Raw genomic sequence first — 19,560 nt, forward strand, 5'->3', positions numbered from 1 at the left:
ATGTCGGCCTTCGACAAGGATGATGCCGGGCCGCTGAAGGGCGACCCGGCCGCCGCCGGCGAACCGGACGGAAACGAGGCCAAGGCCTCTGACGCCGCCTCGACACCAGAGCAGGAAGCGGCTCGTGGACGTCACGCCGACAAGACCGCTGCGGACGAGGGCCAGGCGGCCAGCCAGTCCTCGTCGGATTCCTCCGCCAAGGACGCGTCGTCAGCAGATGCTCAGGCTGATGACAAGGCTGGGTCTGACTCGGCTAAGGAAGACGGTGCCGACAAGGGATCAGGGGGACTGACCCCTCTGGGCCAGGCCAAGAAGGAGGCCGCCGATTATCTGGAGGCCCTCCAGCGCGAGCGGGCCGAGTTCGTCAACTTCCGCAACCGTGCCAAGAAGGAGCAGGACATCTTCCGCCAGCACGGCATCGTGGATGTGCTGACCGCCCTTCTCCCGGCCCTTGATGACATTGACCGGATCAAGGAGCACGGGCAGATGGACGACTCCTTCCAGGCTGTGGCCAAGAAGATCGACAAGACCTTTGAGAAGTTCGGTGTCGAGAAGTTCGGTGAAAAAGGCGAGGACTTCGACCCCACCAAGCATGAGGCCATCCTGCACAAGCCGGACCCCGATGCCAAGAAAGAGACCGTTGACACGGTGGTTGAGGCAGGCTATCGGATTGGCGACCGGGTGATCCGGGCCGCAAGGGTAGTGGTGACATCGCCCGGGCAGTAGCAGGGACGGTGATTGCGGACCTTCCGCAGGCTGAATCGACGCCTTCGCATGCGGCGGCTGGGTGGGGTTATGATCCCGCCCGCCGCCGCACGCGAAAGGGCGGATTCCAATTCGATATATTCGTAGCTTATGAGGAAAGGAGACATGGATGGCTGAGAATGAATGGCTGAGCAAGGACTATTACAAGGTCCTTGGTGTCTCCAAGGACGCCAGCGAAGCGGAGATCACCAAGGCCTACCGCAAGCTTGCCCGCAAATACCATCCCGATCTCAATAAGACCAAGGAGGCCGAGGAGAAGTTCAAGGACATCTCCGAGGCCTACGACGTGCTCAGCAACAAGGAGCAGCGTCAGAAGTACGATGCCATCCGCCAGTTCGGCATGGGGGGAGCCCGGTTCGCCGGGGGCTCCGGCCAGGGCGGCTTCAACACCGATGCATTCTCGGACATCTTCGGCTCCATGTTCGGCGGGGCCGGGGCGCCGGGAGGAACCCGCATCCGTTTCGGCGATGGTTCTGGGCAGCCCGACTTTGCTGACATCTTCTCCTCCTTCGGCGGGGGTGCCGGTGGTGGCGGTCGGACCGCTTACCAGGAGAGCAGGCTCAGGCCTGTCAAGGGAGAGGATCGCAACTCGAAAATTGGGCTGTCCTTCCGTCAGGCAGTCAAAGGGGCCACGGTCTCCCTGAGCGTGGGAGGCAAGCGCTTCAAGACGCATATCCCCGCCGGGGTGCGCAACGGCCAGCGGATCAGGCTGGCTGGCAAGGGTCGGCCTGGCAGGGACGGGGGCGCCAATGGCGACCTCTACCTGCAGATCAGCGTCCAGCCCAGCCAGCGGTTCACCATGAAGGACAGGGATTTGGTCATGATCCTGCCGGTGACGGTAGCTGAGGCGGCCCTGGGGGCCAAGGTCCAGGCCCGGGACATCGATGACCAGATCGTCACCTTCAAGATTCCGGCTGGCTCCTCCAGCGGCGACGAGATTCGCATCGCCGGCAAGGGGGTTCAGGACCGGCGTGGCAAGGGCGACCTGGTGGGGCGCCTTGAGATCCGCATGCCCGGTCGGCTCGGGATGGCCCAGAAGAAGGCCATGCGCGACTTTGCCAAGGCAAGCGGTGACTTCGACGAGCAGATTGCCGGGGAGCGCATGAAGATATGACGATCCGGATGCCGGATCAAGTGGGAACGAGCAGCGGAAAGGAGTGATGATCATGGTCAGGGTGGATCCCGAGACCAGGCGGATTTATCTGGCCTGCGCTCGCGGTCTGGTGGCTGGGCACATCAGCCTGGATGCTGCTGACGATGCCGGTTTGGACATCGAGCTGCCGGTCTTCAGCGTTGGTCAGGTTGGGCAGTTGGCCAACATCCATCCGCAGACCCTGCGCCAATATGACAGGCTGGGTCTGATTGTGCCGGAACGGACCGAGGGGGGCGCGCGCCGATACTCCCTGCGTGATCTGGATCGGCTTGGTCAGGCTCAGCATCTGAGCCAGGACGAGTCCATCAACCTGGCCGGGGTGACCAGGATTCTGGCCTTGGCCGAGGAGAATCGTCAGCTGAGACGCCAGCTGCGTCGCTCCCACCAGTCACAGGGATCCAGCATGTTTGCAGCCGCTGCCGACGGCCGGGTCGTCGAAGTCAGGCGTTCCAGCAGGGCCCGGCTCTGGCGGCAGGACACAACGCATGACGAGGCCGACCCCACGGAGTCCAAATCGCTGATCGTCTGGAGCGTACGCTCCTGAGATGGGTGAGGGGCCTGTGCTATGGTGTACAGGTTGGCCGCTCGCCCAAGAGCTGCGGCTGATCGTCGCCTGAATGCTTTGAGTACGGGGAAACCGCTTGCGCGAAATTCGTCATTCTCTGCTTTGCACGCGGCCTGCGAACTGTCGACCGACAGTACCGTTTTCTTCCCTGTTGTGAAAGGTCATTGTGACTGCTTCATCCATGCCCGATTCCAATCCGTCCAATTCCGGCCAATCTGCCGTAGAACCTGTGACTTTCGATCAACTGGGGGTGCCTGAGCCCTTGGTCCGAGTCCTGCGCAAGGACGGCAAGACCAGCGCCTTCCCCATCCAACGGGACACCCTGCCTGATGCCCTGGCTGGTCGTGACATCCTGGGACGGGGGCGGACCGGTTCCGGCAAGACCCTGGCCTTCAGCATTCCTCTGGTGGCTCGACTGGCTGCTGGCGAGGGAGGACGGGCCCGCCATGGTCGCGGGGGCGCCGCCGGATCCGGCAGTCTGCCCCGCCCGCGTGGTCTTGTCTTGGCTCCCACCCGCGAGCTGGCCAATCAGATCGACGAGGTTCTCAACCCCCTGGCCCAGGCCTACGGCATGCGGACCTGCACAATCTACGGAGGTGTTGGCCAGGGCCGTCAGGTCGATGCCCTTCGGCGCGGGGCCATGATTGTGGTGGCCTGCCCGGGTCGCTTGGAGGATTTGCTCCGCCAGCGCAAGCTCAGTCTGGAGGACGTGGAGATTGCCGTGCTGGACGAGGCTGACGAGATGGCCGACATGGGCTTCTTGCCCGCTGTGGAGCGGATTCTGGCCCAGGTTCGTCCGGGCGGTCAGCGCATGCTCTTCTCGGCCACCCTGGATCATGGTGTGGATGCCGTGGTCAAGCGTTTCCTCAAGGATCCCAAGATTCACGAGGTGGATTCGGCCACCCAGCATGTGGATCTGATGACCCACCACATCTTCGAGACGACCCAGGCCGCCAAGCACGACCTGGTCCGCACGCTTGCCGCAGGGCAGGGCAAGAGGATCCTATTCACCAGGACCAAGTTCCAAGCCAAGAAGCTGGCTAAGAATCTGATTGACAACGGCATCCCTGCCGTCCAGTTGCACGGCAACCTCTCCCAGGGGCAGAGGGATCGGAACCTCAAGGCTTTCTCGGAAGGTCTGGTCCGGGTCATGGTGGCCACCGATGTGGCGGCCAGGGGTATGGATGTCAGTGGGGTGGATTTGGTGGTTCAGGTTGACCCCCCGGCCGACTACAAGTCTTTCCTCCACCGTTCCGGGCGCACGGCAAGGGCTGGCCACTCCGGCGACGTGGTGACGGTCGTCCTGCCTGATCAGCGGCGAGACACACGACGGATGCTGCGTATGGCCCATATAGATGCCAAGCCGGTCGGGGTCACGGCCAACTCCCAGGAGGTGGGTGATCTTGTGGGACCTCACGCCCCCCTGGTTGAGGGCTGGTCCTTGGAGGCCGCCATGGCTGGAAGCCGAGGATCACAGGACGGCAAGCAGACCGGTTCTCGTGGCCGTCGATCCGGTGGGCCCGCCCGCGGGAGACGGGGATACAAGCGGTTCGACAGGCGGCCGAGGGGTTCTGGCCGGGGATCTGATGGTGATGGGAGGAATCCCCACCGCAAGTGGGCTGATGGGCTAGATGAGGATCGACCCTTCGACGGGCGTAGGCGGCACAGCCATGCCGACCCCAATCATGCCGTCCAAGCCGGTGGTCACCGAGGCAGAGGCAATCGTGGCCGTGCAGGCGGAGCTCGTGGGCGGGGTCGCCACGATGGCGGTCGTTTCGACGACGGGGGTCGCACTTACCGCAGCGGTGATCACAGGTACGGCGGAGGCAGGCGGAGGCGGGATAATAATCCCTTCCGCCAGGTTAAGTCACGCTGATTGCTCCCGCTGAGAGGATATACCAGTCGAATTCACTGACCGGTCAGACCGCATGGGTCAGATCATGGTCCCCTCGCAGCTCTCCCGGAGTTGGACCTTCACGGGGAGCTCAGTGGAAATAGGCGGATCCTCCGGCGAGCCCAGGCGCCTGACCAGGGTGGAGACGGCGGCCCGGCCCAGATCGACCATTGGCTGGCGGACCGTGGTCAGGCGAGGCTGGGAGACGGCGGCCTCCTTGATTCCGTCGAATCCGGTGACGATGACCTGGTCGGGTACGCTTATACCCGCATCTGACAGGGCTCTCAGGACCCCAAGCGCCATCTGGTCGTTGGCACACACCAGAGCTTGGGGGAGCGTACCCTGCCTGGCCAGGCTGGTGGCAATCTGGTAGGCGACAGATTGGGAGAATTGTCCCCTGTAGATTGGTGAGGCCGAGGGTTCCAGCCCCTCTGACCTTAGACCCTCACAGAACCCTTCGTATCGTTTTCCATTGTCTGGAGAATCATCCGTCCCCGCTATGTAAGCCATTCGTCGTACCTGGTGTTTCTCGAAAAGGTGCCTGACCAGGGTGTACATGCCTTTGCGGTTGCTCACGCGGACCAGGTCGAATTCGCTTTCCTGGCTGACCGGGGCATTGGCGATCATGACCACGGGCAGACGTTTGCACAGGAAGGCCAGGACGCTGTCAGGCACGGACCTTGCCAGGACAATCAGGCCGTCCACCTTTTCCGACATGCTGTTGATCAGCTGTGGGATGTCGCCGTCTTTCCCCTTCAAGCCGATGCTGACCATGAGGCTGAGGCCCTGCCGCCAGGATTCCAGCTCGCACCCCCTCAAGACCTCGTCGAAGTAGAGGGAATCCGAATTGTTCTCCTGGGTGTGGGGTGGGTCGACGACTATGTCGGCGGCATCCTCAGTGACCAGTTCGAAGTCGCTGATCTGATCCAGTTGGTCGATGTTGGGCAGGAAGAGGCCTATGGTATTGGTCCGCCGGGCGGCTAGGCTCCGTGCGCTACCGCTTGGCAGGTAGCCCAGGAGGTTTATGGCCTTGAGTACGGTCTGTCTGGTCTCGGGCCTTACCTTCTCCGGAGTGCGTAGGACCCTGGAGACGGTGGCTATGGATACGTCGGCCTCGCGGGCGACATCGTAGACGGTCGGTTTCCTTGCCATCCGCTTTCCCTCTTTCATACATCGCATACAGCATATCATTGAAACGTGTAATTGACCGTGGAATTTGATAGCGCTAACATTTTCTTTTTATCTGGCAATATGAATGACTTTATTAAGTAATCTAAGGAAAGCATACGCTAAAAATCCCATGACAAAAGCAGATTTGCGCATTCAAATGTAAGCGCATACACTAGAAAGTGCGATGGTCGATCCGGTCCGGTCACAGGAAGCCGTGCAGATCCGGGAGCCCACTTGTGCATATACGCGCCGACTGGACTCCGATAGTAGAGGACGGATTTGGCCCGTGAATGTCAATGCGGACAAAGGAGACATATGAGACGGAAAACAGTGGCGGTGAGGATCCTCGCAACACTGGTTGCGGGGGCCACCCTCTTGGGACTGGGGGCGTGCGGGAGTAAGTCCGGAGAAACGCAGCAGGCTGCCGCAGGCAATCAGATCCTCTTCGGCGGTGACAGTGGCAGTCCAACTTTCACCCGTAATTTCAACCCATTTTCAACCAGCAAGAGGATAGGCATCAACTTCATCTACGAACCCCTCGAGGTGGTTAACAGCCTCGATGGGACCTCAACCCCCTTCCTGGCCAGCGGGCACAAGATCGTGGACCCCAAGACGGTCGAGTTCCAGATTCGTGACGGGGTCAAGTGGAGCGACGGCAAGCCATTCTCGGCGCAGGACGTGGTCTTCACCTTCAACCTGGTCAAGAAGGATGCAGCCATGGACTCCCTGGGGGTCTGGCAGCACATCTCCTCCCTTGAGGCCTCAGGCTCCAAAGTGACCTTCCACTTCAAGGACAACGACGTGCCTGCGGTGTCGATCGTCAGCCAGCAGAACATCGTCCCGGAGCACATCTGGAAGGATGTGAAGGACCCCCTCAAGTGGACCAATGAGAACCCCGTCGGGACTGGCCCGTATAAGTTGGGCACCTTCAAGCCCAACCAATACACCCTGGCGAAGAACAAGGACTACTGGCAGGCCGAGAAGGTTGCGGCCGACACTATCGTCCTGCCCGCCTCCAACAAGCAGTTGGACCTGGTCAACAAGAAGTATGACTGGGCCTACTCCTTCATCAACAACGTGGACAAGACCTGGGTGGGCGCTGACAAGCAGCACAACCACTACTGGTTCCCCCCGGGTGGCACAGTCTCCCTTTACCCGAACCTGACCAAGGCCCCCTTCAGCGACGTGAACTTCCGCAAGGGCCTCAGCTATGCCCTTGACCGCGACAAGATCGCAAAGGATGCCGAGGAGGGCTATGTGGACGGTGCCACCCAGACCGGCCTCATCCTGCCCAACCATGACAAGTGGGTCAACGATTCCATTCCCAACAAGGGAAAGGTCTCCCAGGACGATGCGCAGTCCCTGGAGTACTTCGCCAAGGCTGGCTACAAGAAGCAGGGTGACCAGTTGGTGGACTCCAACGGCAAGCAACTCGAGGTCAACATCACCGTGCCCAGCGGCTACACCGACTGGCTGCGCGGCGTGCAGACCATGCAGGGCCAGCTGACCAAGCTGGGTATAGCCGTCAAGCTCACCCAGCCCCAGCCTGCCGCATACACACAGGCGCAGAATAATGGTGACTATGACCTCCTGATCTCCTCCTTCGGAGGTACCGGTAGCGTCTTCCAGGACTACAACGGCCTGCTCAACAGTGAGTTCGCGGTTCCTGTGGGTCAGTCGGCCAACGCCAACTTCGAGCGCTACAAGAACCCCAAGGCTGATGAACTCCTGGCCCAGCTTAAGCAGGCGGCCGATGAGAAGTCCCAGAAGGCCATAGTCGACCAGCTCCAGCAGATCGTCTACGACGATGTGCCCGTGATTGGGCTCTTCTACGGCGGTCTCTGGGGCCTGTTCAGCACACGGAACTATACGGGCTGGCCCAGTGAGGACGACCCCTACACCGCACCCAGCACCTGGACCCAGTCGGTTCTCATGGTGGTAACCCATATCAAGAAGGCCTGAGAGGCCGGGCCCATCAGGGCAGAGGGGAGCGGACTGGTTCGGTGGCGGTCCTGCCGGGCCGTCGGGTCGGCCAGTCCCTCCCAGCCTGCTACTGGGCCGCCCCCCGCCCCTGACGGATGAAAGGTCGTCACGTGCGATATTTTTTCGGGAAAATTGGTCTATTCTTCGTTACCCTCTGGGCGGCCATAACCGTCAACTTCATACTGCCCAGGATGATGCCTGGATCACCTGCCGACGCGGCCATAGCCAAATTGTCCCAGAACGGGCCGGTCACTCCTGAGGTCAGGGCTTCCATAGAAGCCCAGCTGGGCATGCCCCAGGGCAACCTGTTCAGCCAATACTGGCAGTATCTGGGGGATGTGGTCCACCTGAACTTCGGCGTCTCGTACAGCAACTTCCCGCAGAACGTATCGGATCTGGTGGGGGCAGCCCTCCCTTGGACCCTGACACTGGTGGGACTGGTCACAATCATCTCCTTCATCATCGGGACTGCACTCGGGGCTCTCATGGCCTGGAGGCGGGGGACCGCCGTAGACGTGACTGGTACGATCTCCAGCTCCTTCCTATCGGCCTTCCCATCCTTCTGGCTGGCCCTCATGCTCCTCTTCTTCCTCGGTTACAAGGCCGGCATCTTCCCGACCTCCGGCGCCTACTCGTCCACCGCGATACCCAACTTCTCGATGGACTTCATATCTGATGCCGTGGAGCACTCCATACTGCCGGCCCTGACCATCCTGCTGACCTCCCTGGGCAGCTATGTGATGGGCATGCGCAACACCATGATCAACACATTGGGTGATGACTACGTCACCTTCGCCGAGGCCAACGGCCTGCGCCAACGGACGGTCATGCTCAAGTACGCGGCCAGGAATGCCCTCCTTCCCAACCTGACCTCCTTCGGCCTGGTACTGGGCGGCGTGGTCGGCGGTTCCCTCCTGGTCGAGCAGGTCTTCAATTACCCGGGGGTCGGTCTCCTTCTCTATCAGGCCGTGACCAACCAGGACTACCCCCTGATGCAGGCCATCTTCCTGATGATCACCATCAGCGTGCTGGTGGCCAACTTCATCGTGGACATTCTTTACGGGGTCCTTGACCCGAGGACGAGGAGGTGAGGACGATGACGAACAGCATCGTCAGCACAGGGATGCAGACTTCCGCCCAGGGGGACGGGGATGACCCTCAAGGGCCGCAGGCCCGTACTGCCAGGGGCCAGAATCCTGTCCTTCGGGCCCTGGAGGTGATAGGCAAGGGGCTCAAGACGGTCTGGGAGGTGCCCAAGGCCAGGTTCGGTCTGGTCCTGTTGGCCCTGATCGTCCTTTCGGCCCTGTTTGCCCCTTGGCTCAGCCCCTATGATCCAAAGGCGGGCGATTTCGAGGCCAGCATCGGACCCAGTGCCCAGCACTGGCTGGGTACCACCAGTAACGGGCAGGACGTCCTTTCCCAGCTCCTGTGGGGCGGAAGGGTCTCCGTCATGGTGGCCATGGTCTCCGGCCTCCTATCCACCTGCATAGCCGTGTTGGTGGGCCTGAGCTGGGGCTACATCCGCTCCTTCGCCGGGGAGTTCGTCGGTTTCATCGTCAACCTCTTCCTGGTCATTCCCTCCCTCCCCCTGATGATCATCATTGCCGCCTACCTCCAGAACGGAGGCATGAGCGTGATCATATTGGTTATCGTCCTTACCGGGTGGGCCTGGGGGTCCCGGGTCCTGCGCTCGCAGACCCAGTCCCTGCGTTCCAGGGACTTCGTCACTGCAGCAGCCTTCAGCGGGGACAGTTCTTGGCGGATTATCTTCCATGAGATCTTTCCCAATATGCTCTCCCTGATTATCAACAACTTCTTCGGTGCGGCCACCTCCGGCGCCCTGTCGGAAGCAGGCCTGGAATTCCTGGGCCTGGGCGACTCAACCACGGTCAGCTGGGGCACCATGCTCTACTGGGCCCAGAACAACAATGTGATTCTGACCGGCCAGTGGGCACTCCTGCTGGCGCCCGGTCTCATGGTCGCCCTCCTGGCGGTCTCCATGACCTTCATCAACTTCGGTGTGGACCGCCTGAGCAACCCCCGTCTGCGTGAAGGGAAGGCATGATGGAACTGCTACGTGTCGAGAACCTGTCCGTCGAATATGACAGCCCCGACCAGGAACCGGTCAAGGCAGTCGAGGATGTGAGTTTTTCGCTGGATCAGGGTGAATTCGTGGGCTTGGTCGGGGAGTCGGGGTCGGGCAAGTCCACCCTGGGCTTCGCCATCACACGACTCTCCAAGCCGCCGGCCCGGATCAGCAAGGGGCGTGTGCTTTTTGGTGGCAAGGACATTACCACCCTCAGCCAGGAGGAGCTTCGCAGGCAGCGGTGCGGCGGATTCGCCATGGTCCTTCAGTCGGGCATGAACGCCTTGAACCCAGTGCGGACCGTCCGCAAGCACTTCGTGGACATCTACAAGGCCCACGGGAACGTGGAGAAGAAGGATTACGAGACCCATTCCAGGCAGCTGGTAGAGAAGGTAGGTCTGCAGGACTCCGTTCTCAACGCCTACCCGGGCGAACTGTCGGGCGGTATGAGGCAAAGGGTCTCCATATCCCTGGCCCTGGCCCTGGAGCCCAAGCTCATGGTCTTTGACGAGCCGACGACCGCTCTAGACGTTCTGGTCCAACACGAGGTGATGGGAACCATCCGAGAGCTGCAGAAGCAGGAGGGCTTCACCGCCATCCTGATCAGCCATGACCTCGGTGTGGTCCTCGAGTCCACCCAGAGGGTCCTGGTCATGCACAACGGGCGGATCGTGGAGGATGCACCCAGCGAGCGGATCCTGACCGATCCCCAGGACGACTACACCAAGATGCTCCTCAGCCATTATGGAGACCCCAGAGCCGAACACGTTTCAGTGCCCGGTTTGAAGCCGCGCGATGAGGCCGCCGCCTCCGGCTCGGTTGGCGGAACCCCTCCACAGGCCGATGATGAGGAAGACATGACGGTCACGGTGACCGGCGTCTCCAAAATCTATCCCGCCCGCAAGCGGGGTGAGAATTCAGTGACCGCCGTCAACAATGTCTCCTTCACTCTGTCCCCGGGTCAGTCCTTGGCCCTGGTGGGGGCTTCCGGATCCGGCAAGTCCACGATAGCTAAAATGCTCACTGGTGTGGAAAGGCCAACCTCAGGCAACATCACCCTGGGCGGCAGGCGTGTGGATCAGATGAAGCGGCGCAAGGATCTGAGGTCACTGCGTTCCGACATCCAGATGATCTTCCAGGACCCCTATTCGGCCCTCAACCCCCTCCACACGGTGGAGTACACGCTGACCAGGCCCATCCTCAATTACACGAACCTGAGGGGTGACGATGCCCGCAGGCGGATGTTGGAACTCCTGGACACGGTGGGCTTGACCCCTGTGGAACAGTATGCCGCCAAACTTCCCCATCAGTTATCGGGAGGGCAGCGTCAGAGGGTGGTCATAGCACGTGCGCTGGCCAGCAACCCCCACGTCCTGGTGGCCGATGAACCGGTCTCCATGCTGGACATGACCCTGAGAGCCGGAATCCTGGCCCTCCTCGACGACCTGAGGGTCCGGTTGAATGTGAGCATGCTCTACATTACCCACGACCTCCTGTCGGCCCGACTGATCACCGATTCGATCATGGTCCTCAATAAGGGCACGGTGGTGGAGCGGGGGCAGACGGCCCAGGTCCTCCAACATCCAGAGAACGATTACACGATTAAGCTGCTCGACTCCATCCCCAGCCTGCGCACGCAGGCCTGAAGGCAGAAAGCTACAGGAGAGACAATGATATCCCACCATGCCGTGGACAGGGGTGTGCCCTTTGGGGAACTACCCCTGCCGGAAAACATTGAACCCATGGTCATACATGCCCCCGTGGGCGACCTGACCGCCCTTCATGCCCCCAAGGGGGTAAGAGGAGCGCGTGGAGTGGCCATGATGATTCCCGGCTTCACCGGTTCCAAGGAAGACTTCTACCAGATCAGCTCCATCTTGGGAGGGGACGGTTGGGATGTCTGGTCCTACTCGCAGAGGGGGCAGGCAGACTCGGTAGCTCCTCGTGGTAAGACTGCCTACGACAGGCGGGCCACGGCCGGTGACGCCGTGGATGTTGCCCGTATTCTGATCAAGCACACCGGGGCTAAACGGATCCACCTCCTGGGGCACAGCTTCGGTGGGGTGGTTGCCCAGGCGGCCCTTCTGGCCGAACCTGACCTCTTTGCCAGCATCACCCTCATGTCGTCCGGCCCCCACGGTTGGCCGGGCCGGAAGGCGGACCTGCGTCAGCGGCTCCTGGATCACCCTGGCGGGGACCTGTGGAGGCTGGACAATCCGGACAGGGCCAGCCTGCCGGACGAGGAGCTGAATCCGCAAGACAGATTCCAGCGCCTTCGGGCAGAGCGGACCAGCCGGGACCAGCTCATCGGAGCCATAGACCAGCTGGCCGACCTGCATGACAGGACCGAGCAGCTGGCTGCCACCGGCCTGCCCATGATGGTTTTTCATGGCGAGCACGACGACTTCGCCTGGCCCCAGGACTGGCAGGCAAGGATGGCCCGCCTACTGGGCGCCCGCTATGAGGTGGTTGCGGATGCGGGTCACTGTCCCAACATCGATAGGCCTGAGGAGACGGCGGCCCTCCTGGACGACTTCTGGGCTTCTGCGCAGGATAAACGGTGAATTTCAGCAGGAACAGCCTATTAGCAACGAAAGCGGAGAAGATGAACACAGGCACTCCACGCAGCAAGTCTCCCGATCAAGGCGCAGGTGACGGTGAAGGAGACGGGGGCCGGATGCGGCGGCCCAAAGGCATGACCGTCGAGAGGGGGGATTTCTCGGCTTCGTTCAACTTTAACGGGGATCTGACACTGATCAATGCAGGAGGCATCCAGGTCAATCAGTTCAGGCCCTGCCTACATGACTGTCCCCTGGCCGGTCTCTGGCTCCGCCGCCATCGGGAGGGGCGGATCAACTCCATCCAACTGACCGGATCAGGTTCCCGGGCCTCCTTCGCTCCGGCAGCCGACAGCCCCGTCTGGGAGGGGAGGGACCTGGGTGTCCGCTGGCGGGTTCGACTTGTTCCAAAAGTCATATCTCCTGCGCTTTCCCGCGCTCTTACATCTGGTTACGAAAGCGGCGGGCCTGGTAGGGGAGCGTCATGGACCTGGGAGGTGTCGGTCACGATTGACCAGGGTAACTCAACTGGCGGCAGTAAGAGACAGAAATGGGATGACGTCATCTTGCCCGACGATCTGTGGGACCTGGTTTCCGCCCAGGATCTGGCCCTGGTGGAGCCAGCCATGGCTGCCGGTGCCGAGTCCTACATCTCCCAGTACATTGCTTACCATGTGCAGGACGTCCCCAATTTAGGCAGTGTCCTGTCAGCCCGGCAGACGATGGGTTGTGCACCTCGGCTTCCTTTGTACGTTACGGGAATCTCACAGGGATGCAGGGCATTCATGACCGACGGTTATGACTTTTACGGGCTTGGTGCCCGCCTGGACGGTCAACCTGCGGCGCTTGGTGATGCCGACTGGGGCCGGGGAGGTATAGATCAGTATGAGTTCGCCATGGCCTGCCTCCTCTCCACTAGGGCGCCGTTGACCCAAGGGGGTCTTACCTGGCAGGTGTGGAACACTGCACTGTCCGATTACAGGGGTGACCTAGGGGAGGCCTGTGCCGCCTGCGCAGAGGCCTCTGAAGAAAGTCGGAGTGGGGCAGACGAGACCGAGGCGGATGGCGGACCATCCGCCGGATCCTCTGACACCTCACCTGTCTGTCCCGCTGCCACACGGGCTGAGCCAGCAACCTCACTCCTGATCTCTTCTGCACTGTTGAATGGCGACCTCCTGCCTGAGGATGAGTTCAGCCAGCTGGGTAGAGGGCCCGTCCGCCAGCCAGAGGCGGACCAGACGGGCCATCTGCTCTCTTACTTCGGAGATGATGCCCGCCATGTGGTAAGCGCTCGCAAGGAACTGGAGGTGGCCCGCTCCCACGGGCAGATTCTCCTGTCCGGCAACCCGGATACCGACCCGTCACGGCCCACCATGGCAGCCACCACCTACGCCGGAGGTGTCTTCGCCTCACAGGTGGTCATGGGCAACACCAATATGAACCAGCTGATTTCAGTCCAGAAGACCGGTCTGGGCCTCCTGCGCTCGCGAGGAGTCCGCATCCTGGTCCGGGTGGACGGGGCCTGGCGCCTCTTGGGGGTTCCTTCGGCCTACATCATGGATCTGGGCGGATCCCGTTGGGTCTATCGTCTGGGTGATCGGACCCTGACGGTGTCCACCATCGCCCACCTGGACAGGGCCGCCATCGACATCCATCTGGAGGCCGATGGTCCCATCCGGGCCCTGTTGACGATCAGCCTGGAAGATCCGTCCACCTGGCTTCGGGCATTCGCTCCTGCCGATATAACCCAAGGGATGGGGGAGTCCATTTCCTTTACCCCTGCACCGGGTAGCCCGGCGGCTGAACGTTGCCCGGGACTGAAATATGTAGTCTCATCGCCTGACGCAAGGGCCGGGGATGACGGCCCCCTTTTCGATCCAGGCGCAGGGGCCCATACCACCGATCCGGCCATGGCCACATTCCTGTCGGACGGGGGCCGTGCCCTGTCCGTCACCATCGCCGGATCCATGGATGGCGGTGCAAGCGAGAAAAGCACGCCCGATGCGGCCCCCGCCTCCTCCGAAAGGGAGCTCCTCCATGCCCATTACCTGGCCATAACCTCCTTCATGCAAGGTCTGCATGTGGCAGGGGAGGGGAGATTCGCCGAATTTAATGATCTTCTGCCCTGGCTGGTGCAGAACGCCCTGGTTCATTTTCTATCGCCCCACGGGCTGGAACAGTACGGGGGCGCCGCCTGGGGTACACGGGACGTCTGCCAGGGGCCCCTGGAACTGGCACTGACCTTCGGCCATACTGACCTGGCCCGGACCATCCTCCTCAAGGTCTTCGCCCACCAGAACCCCGACGGCTCCCTGCCGCAGTGGTTTATGTTCGACCAGTATGCGGACCTCTACCAGCACGATTCCCACGGGGACATCCCAGTCTGGCCCCTGCTGGCGCTGGCTGAGTACGTCGAAGCAGGCGGTAGGTTGGACATCCTGGATGAGCCCGTGGCTTTTTGGCGAGATGATGTCGCTCGCCCCTCCTCTGGCCTGCCCATGGTATCCGACCACCTGGCTCGGACGCTGGACTATATCCAGTCGCATAGAGTCCCGGACACCGACCTCTTCTGCTATGGCGAGGGGGACTGGGACGACACCCTTCAGCCGGCCCAGGAGTCTATGAAGAGACAGATGGCCTCCACATGGACCATCGCCCTCCTCTACCAGGCTTGCTGCGGATTGCAACCGCTCCTGGAGGCTGCCGGCCGGACCGAACTGGCCTCCCGCTTTGCCGGTGAGGCCGGCAGAATTAAGGCCGACTTCGCCGATAACTTTATCTTCCAAGGAGTCTTGGCCGGATACGTCAACTTCGTTGATGGCCAACCCCGCCCGGTCATACACCCCTCGGATAACAGGACAGGCGTACGGTACAGGTTGATTCCCATGACTCGCTCCATCATCGCCGGCCTGCTCACACCTGACCAGGAGGCGGACCATGAGAAAATCATCGAAGACAATCTTCATTATCCGGACGGAGTGAGGCTCATGGACCGCCCGGCCTCCTTCCATGATGGAGTGACCAAGGTCTTCAAGAGGGCCGAACAGGCCGCCAACGTGGGCCGGGAGATTGGTCTGATGTATACGCACGCCCATGTGCGTTATACGGAGGCCCTGGGCTTGCTGGGCAGGACCCGCCTGGGTCAGGAACTCCTAAGAATCAGCCCGGTCGGCCAGTTCCGCCGCCTGACAACCAGCGAGCCCAGGCAGCGCAACTGCTACTTCGCCTCGTCGGACGCCGACTTCCCCGACAGATACACGGCCGCCTCACAATGGTCGAGGCTCAAGGAGGGGGCCAAGGACCCCGTAGGCGTGAGGGGAGGGTGGAGGATCTATTCCTCCGGCCCCGGCATCTACTGCCGACAAGTGGTCCAGCACCTCTTCGGCCTCCAGCTGCACGATGGGCGGGTTGTTTTCGACCCGGTCCTGTCCCAGGAAGATGACGGATTGGAGGTGACCATGACCCTATTCGGCCAGCCGCGTACATTCCGCTACTATGTGGCTGGTGGGTCGGCCACTGGACCAGGAGACAGAGACTCAAAGGGTGCAGGTTCGGATCGTCTATGGGTTGAGGCCGATGGACGCAGGCTTGAGGGCCGAATTCTGGATTTGCCTTACCGCAAGGGCGGGTTGGAAGTGACGCAGGACCAGTTGGCTGGTGCTGCCCATATCAACATCTTCCTCAGAGTCGATGGACAGACTGTACAGTAAGTGCCGACACCCATGTCTGTAACTGTCCACCGGCCCATGTTGACAAGGGAGGTAGCTGGGTGGCCAAGGTTCCGCAACAGGTCATCTGGCGTCCTTTCTTGTCTACGCGGACAGAATGGGTGTTACGCGCAGAGCAAGAGTCCACGATGTGGCGTAGGAAGCCAGCGTCTCTATCGCCACGATGTCTTGCATCTACTGCCGATCGAGTCACGTAAGGGAATTCACGCGTTTGAAAGGGTTAGAAGTTTCCCAGCGGTTGAATGACATTCCGGGTGTAAGTGCGCGCAGCCTGGCTAGTGGAGGACCGACGTCCTGGGCATCTATTCAAGCGGACCTTTCTGCGTGTATAGGCCTGGCGATGCCGGCAATGCAAGTCCGGGCTGTGAGAAAGGCGGGGATGATATCGATATCTGCTCCCAGACTTTGTATTCCAATGAGATTCTGCGGGGGCCCAACAGGTCTGCTGGGATATGCGTCAGGCTGTGCTCTGCGATAGTTCGATAGTCGATAATAAAACACGATCGATTCTTGATATGGCTGGCCGCATCGATGGTCTGGTACTGTTCGCGTGGGCCGGTGTTACCTCCACTTCATAGGAGCTTCGCATTATGATGCAGACAGCTATGCAGATCCGGAGTTCCCAGGGTTCCCCTTGTTGTACGTCACTGAGAGTAACCACAAGTGATTCGGTGAGTTGGTCGATCATCTTATTTCCGTTCATGACGCTCATCGGGTTGAGTTTGTGGGTTCCCTGATTAACCCCGTTATTTCGGAACCGTTCCATGTGGTCCAGGAACGCCTTGCTCGACTGGGCAAGTCTGTTCCGTCAACTCCAATTAATGAAGGCTGTAGTGGTGATCATCCCTTCCGGGTAAACAAAACAATGCTGTTGGTTTGTGATGTACCGGATGCAATCATCTGCGGGATTGACACAACAGCTCTGACCTTGTTTCATTTTCTCAGAGGATTAGGTGCGTGCGTCCTGGATGGTGTAATTGTTACCGGTTCTGACGGTATATACTGGCTGGCCGATTCTCCTAACCATTTGTGACCGCGGTCTAGTTGCCGATGCGGGACATCGGCTGCCTGCCCGCTCGGGAACACGCAAAGCGAAGTAGAAAGCCATGGATTGAAGCCATGTCAATCTTGGTTCCTGAAAAGCTAGTTATTTGAGGGAGTTGTGGTTGTGCTCCTTCTGTGATGCACATATCTAACTGCCGTTAGGCTCCCGCGAGTGATTTGACTGGGCAAATCCGGTCGCATAGATTAGCTATGTAATCTAAGCCCTTAGATTACCGTAAATCACTTCAAGGAGGAACGTGATGAGAAGAAGTGCGTCAAGCGCAAGGGCTTTGGCAGGGATCGTCATCAGCATTGCTACTGTCTTTGGATTCGCCGGTTGCGGAAGGACGAATAATGAAACAACTGCGGGGGGGGGGTGGTGATTCTTCCATAGCCCTTGACAACAAGCCGGCAACTGGTGAGTTGAATTTATGGGGTATTGGCAACGAGGGTGAGAAGTTGCCTGAATTGATCCGGGATTTTGAAAAGGAAAATCCGGATGTCCATGTCAAGGTGACCTCCATTCCATGGACTTCCGCACATGATAAATTTCAAACTGCCATCGCTGCGGGTACGGGTCCTGACTTGGCGCAGCTGGGGAGCACCTGGATGGCTGATTTCGCCAACGGGCTAGCTACGGTTCCCAAGAATCTGGACATGAGTGACCTGGCCAAGGGTGCTGTGGAATCCGGTAAGGTCGCAAAGCGTCAGGTCGGTGTTCCTTGGTATGTAGAAACGCGCGTTATTTATTATCGAACTGACATCGCAAAAAAGGCAGGGTGGGATCATGCACCCGGCAATTGGGATGAACTACGCGCGATGGCCAAGGACATGCAGAAACAAGAGGGCGTCAAATATGGAATCTGGCTGGTTCCCACCGGCCAGGACAGTTTCCTCGCAAGCCTTCCATTCGCTTTCTCCCAGGGTGCTGAACTGACTAATGCCGATGGCAGCAAATGGACGATTGATACACCGGAGATGAAGAAGGCCATTACATACACTAGCAACTTCTTCAAAGACAAGATTGCAAATGTAAACGCAGATGTCAGCCCAGGGGCTGACATGGCTGCATTCGCGGCAGGTACCACTCCGATGAAGCTTGACGGTCCTACCAGTATAGGACAGATTGAACAAATCGGTGGTCCTGATATGAAATCCAAGTTCACCACTGCTCCTCTTCCGAAAGGAGAGAAGGGGAACATCTCATTCTCGGGCGGATGTGGAATGATCGTCTTCAAGACCTCGAAGAACAAGGAAGCTGCCTGGAAGTTGATTCGTTGGCTGAGCAAGCCAGAAGTGCAGGCGAAGTGGTACAAAATCTCAACCGACCTGCCGGCTTCCCAGAAGGCGTGGGATGACCCAGTTCTCAAGAATGACGACAAACTGGCCGCCTTCTCCACACAGTTGAAGAGCATGAAAGCCACACCTTCGGTAACCACATGGCAACAGGTAGGCTCTGCCGGAGACAAAATCATCGAACAGATCAACAGGGGAGCCGTGAGCGTGGACGAAGGCCTGTCCAAGCTTCAGTCTGCAGCTGATGCGGCTGGGATGGGTAAGTAAGCTATGAAGCTCTTCCGTAGCTCATCCGATGTCGGCGGTGCTTCCGCCCTCATGCGTCGCCGGCGGACCCTGGTGGCCTGGGGGTTTGCCCTCCCATTCACATTGGTCTTCTGCATTTTTATGCTTCTGCCTCTCCTCTCATCTCTGTTCATGTCCTTCACCGACATGACCTCCAGGGATCTGAGGACGCCGTTCAATGTGAACTTCATGGGGCTGTCACAGTATGTGGCCCTCTTCAGGGATCCGCAGTTCCTGCGATCTCTGAAGATCACCGGTATCTTTGTCCTGGTGGGTCTTCCCCTGACCATGGCCCTGGCCCTCTGTTTTGCCGTGGCCCTCAATAAGGGTTCCCAGCACCTGAACGCCTTCTTCCGGGCCCTCTACTATGCACCGGTGGTGGCCAGCGTGGTTGCCGTATCCGTGGTGTGGCGCTACATCCTTCAGAGGGACGGCTTGCTCAACTCAGCACTGGCCCTTATCGGGGTGCAGGGTCCGGACTGGCTCCACGACACCAGATACGCCCTACCGGCCCTGATCGTCATGACTACCTGGCGGAACATGGGCACCCTAATGATCATCTTTCTGGCTGGATTGCAGACCGTGCCAGAGGACGTCAAGGAAGCTGCGGCCATTGATGGGGCCTCTCGGAGGAGGATTTTCTGGAGCATTACCCTCCCCCTGCTCAAGCCCACCCTCCTGCTGGGGGCGGTTCTCCTCTCGGTCACCTACCTCCAGTTCTTCGAGGAATCTTTCGTGATGACCCAGGGGGGACCGTTGAATTCCACCCTCTCGGCCTCCTACTACGTCTACCAGAAGTTCAGTTTCGGTCAGTATGGGATTTCATCGGCGGCCAGCTATGTCCTCTTCGTGATAATCGCCTTGGTCAGCGCCCTGCAATTCAAGGTGTTGAGGTCCGATGACTGAGGAAGGGGAGAGAGCAATGAAAGCACATATGGGAGTGAGAAGCACCGGCTTCCGCTCTTCTTCCACTGCCGGTGCCCTTGATGCCCGCAGGGTCCCATCTCCACTTAGGGAGAACACGCCTACACCC

General features: G+C 60.0%; 12 protein-coding genes and 1 pseudogene. 12 read left to right on the plus strand and 1 reads right to left on the minus strand.

Annotated elements, in window-relative coordinates; genetic code table 11:
- From grpE to H3T90_RS05660, 4 genes and pseudogenes are all read left to right on the plus strand, one after another.
- On the plus strand, positions 1–726 hold the full coding sequence (grpE, locus tag H3T90_RS05645) for a nucleotide exchange factor GrpE (protein ID WP_198229892.1): 726 nt from the start codon (positions 1–3) through the stop codon (positions 724–726).
- A 148-nt stretch (positions 727–874) separates the two neighbouring features.
- Positions 875–1,879 carry a DnaJ C-terminal domain-containing protein gene (locus H3T90_RS05650; protein WP_144178253.1) on the plus strand — a complete coding sequence of 335 codons (1,005 nt, stop codon included), beginning with the start codon at positions 875–877 and terminating at the stop codon, positions 1,877–1,879.
- A gap of 52 nt (positions 1,880–1,931) precedes the next feature.
- The gene (locus H3T90_RS05655; RefSeq protein ID WP_110424916.1) at positions 1,932–2,462 is read left to right on the plus strand and encodes a heat shock protein transcriptional repressor HspR; all 531 of its coding nucleotides are present in this window, start codon (positions 1,932–1,934) and stop codon (positions 2,460–2,462) included.
- Between the two features lie 202 nt (positions 2,463–2,664).
- A pseudogene (locus H3T90_RS05660) lies at positions 2,665–3,930 on the plus strand (DEAD/DEAH box helicase); the annotation flags it as partial.
- A 486-nt stretch (positions 3,931–4,416) separates the two neighbouring features.
- Here the strand turns inward: H3T90_RS05660 and H3T90_RS05665 are convergent.
- Positions 4,417–5,529, minus strand: a complete 1,113-nt coding sequence (locus H3T90_RS05665) for a LacI family DNA-binding transcriptional regulator (RefSeq protein WP_198229894.1) — start codon at positions 5,527–5,529, stop codon at positions 4,417–4,419.
- 333 nt (positions 5,530–5,862) lie between these two features.
- On the opposite strand from H3T90_RS05665, the gene H3T90_RS05670 reads away from it, so the two are divergent.
- From H3T90_RS05670 to H3T90_RS05705, 8 genes are all read left to right on the plus strand, one after another.
- Positions 5,863–7,509 (plus strand): ABC transporter substrate-binding protein, encoded by a 1,647-nt coding sequence (locus tag H3T90_RS05670; protein WP_198229895.1) that lies wholly within the window; start codon positions 5,863–5,865, stop codon positions 7,507–7,509.
- A 131-nt stretch (positions 7,510–7,640) separates the two neighbouring features.
- Positions 7,641–8,621, plus strand: a complete 981-nt coding sequence (locus tag H3T90_RS08895; protein ID WP_198229896.1) for an ABC transporter permease — start codon at positions 7,641–7,643, stop codon at positions 8,619–8,621.
- A gap of 5 nt (positions 8,622–8,626) precedes the next feature.
- On the plus strand, positions 8,627–9,595 hold the full coding sequence (locus H3T90_RS05680) for an ABC transporter permease (protein ID WP_198229897.1): 969 nt from the start codon (positions 8,627–8,629) through the stop codon (positions 9,593–9,595).
- The gene (locus H3T90_RS05685) at positions 9,592–11,262 is read left to right on the plus strand and encodes an ABC transporter ATP-binding protein (protein WP_198229898.1); all 1,671 of its coding nucleotides are present in this window, start codon (positions 9,592–9,594) and stop codon (positions 11,260–11,262) included. Before H3T90_RS05680 ends, H3T90_RS05685 begins: the two co-directional genes overlap by 4 nt.
- A 24-nt stretch (positions 11,263–11,286) precedes the next feature.
- Positions 11,287–12,180, plus strand: coding sequence for an alpha/beta fold hydrolase (locus H3T90_RS05690; RefSeq protein WP_198229899.1), 894 nt, complete (start codon positions 11,287–11,289; stop codon positions 12,178–12,180).
- Between the two features lie 113 nt (positions 12,181–12,293).
- Positions 12,294–15,884 carry a hypothetical protein gene (locus H3T90_RS05695; RefSeq protein WP_198229900.1) on the plus strand — a complete coding sequence of 1,197 codons (3,591 nt, stop codon included), beginning with the start codon at positions 12,294–12,296 and terminating at the stop codon, positions 15,882–15,884.
- 1,416 nt (positions 15,885–17,300) lie between these two features.
- A complete protein-coding gene (locus tag H3T90_RS05700; RefSeq protein ID WP_232350600.1) occupies positions 17,301–18,509 on the plus strand; it encodes an extracellular solute-binding protein in 1,209 nt (402 codons plus the stop codon).
- A gap of 3 nt (positions 18,510–18,512) precedes the next feature.
- Positions 18,513–19,433: a carbohydrate ABC transporter permease gene (locus tag H3T90_RS05705; protein ID WP_198229901.1), complete on the plus strand. Its 921-nt coding sequence runs from the start codon at positions 18,513–18,515 to the stop codon at positions 19,431–19,433.
- Positions 19,434–19,560: the final 127 nt, after the last annotated feature.

The sequence above is a fragment of the Bifidobacterium polysaccharolyticum genome (assembly GCF_016101585.1).
Taxonomy (GTDB): Bacteria; Actinomycetota; Actinomycetes; order Actinomycetales; family Bifidobacteriaceae; genus Bombiscardovia; species Bombiscardovia polysaccharolytica.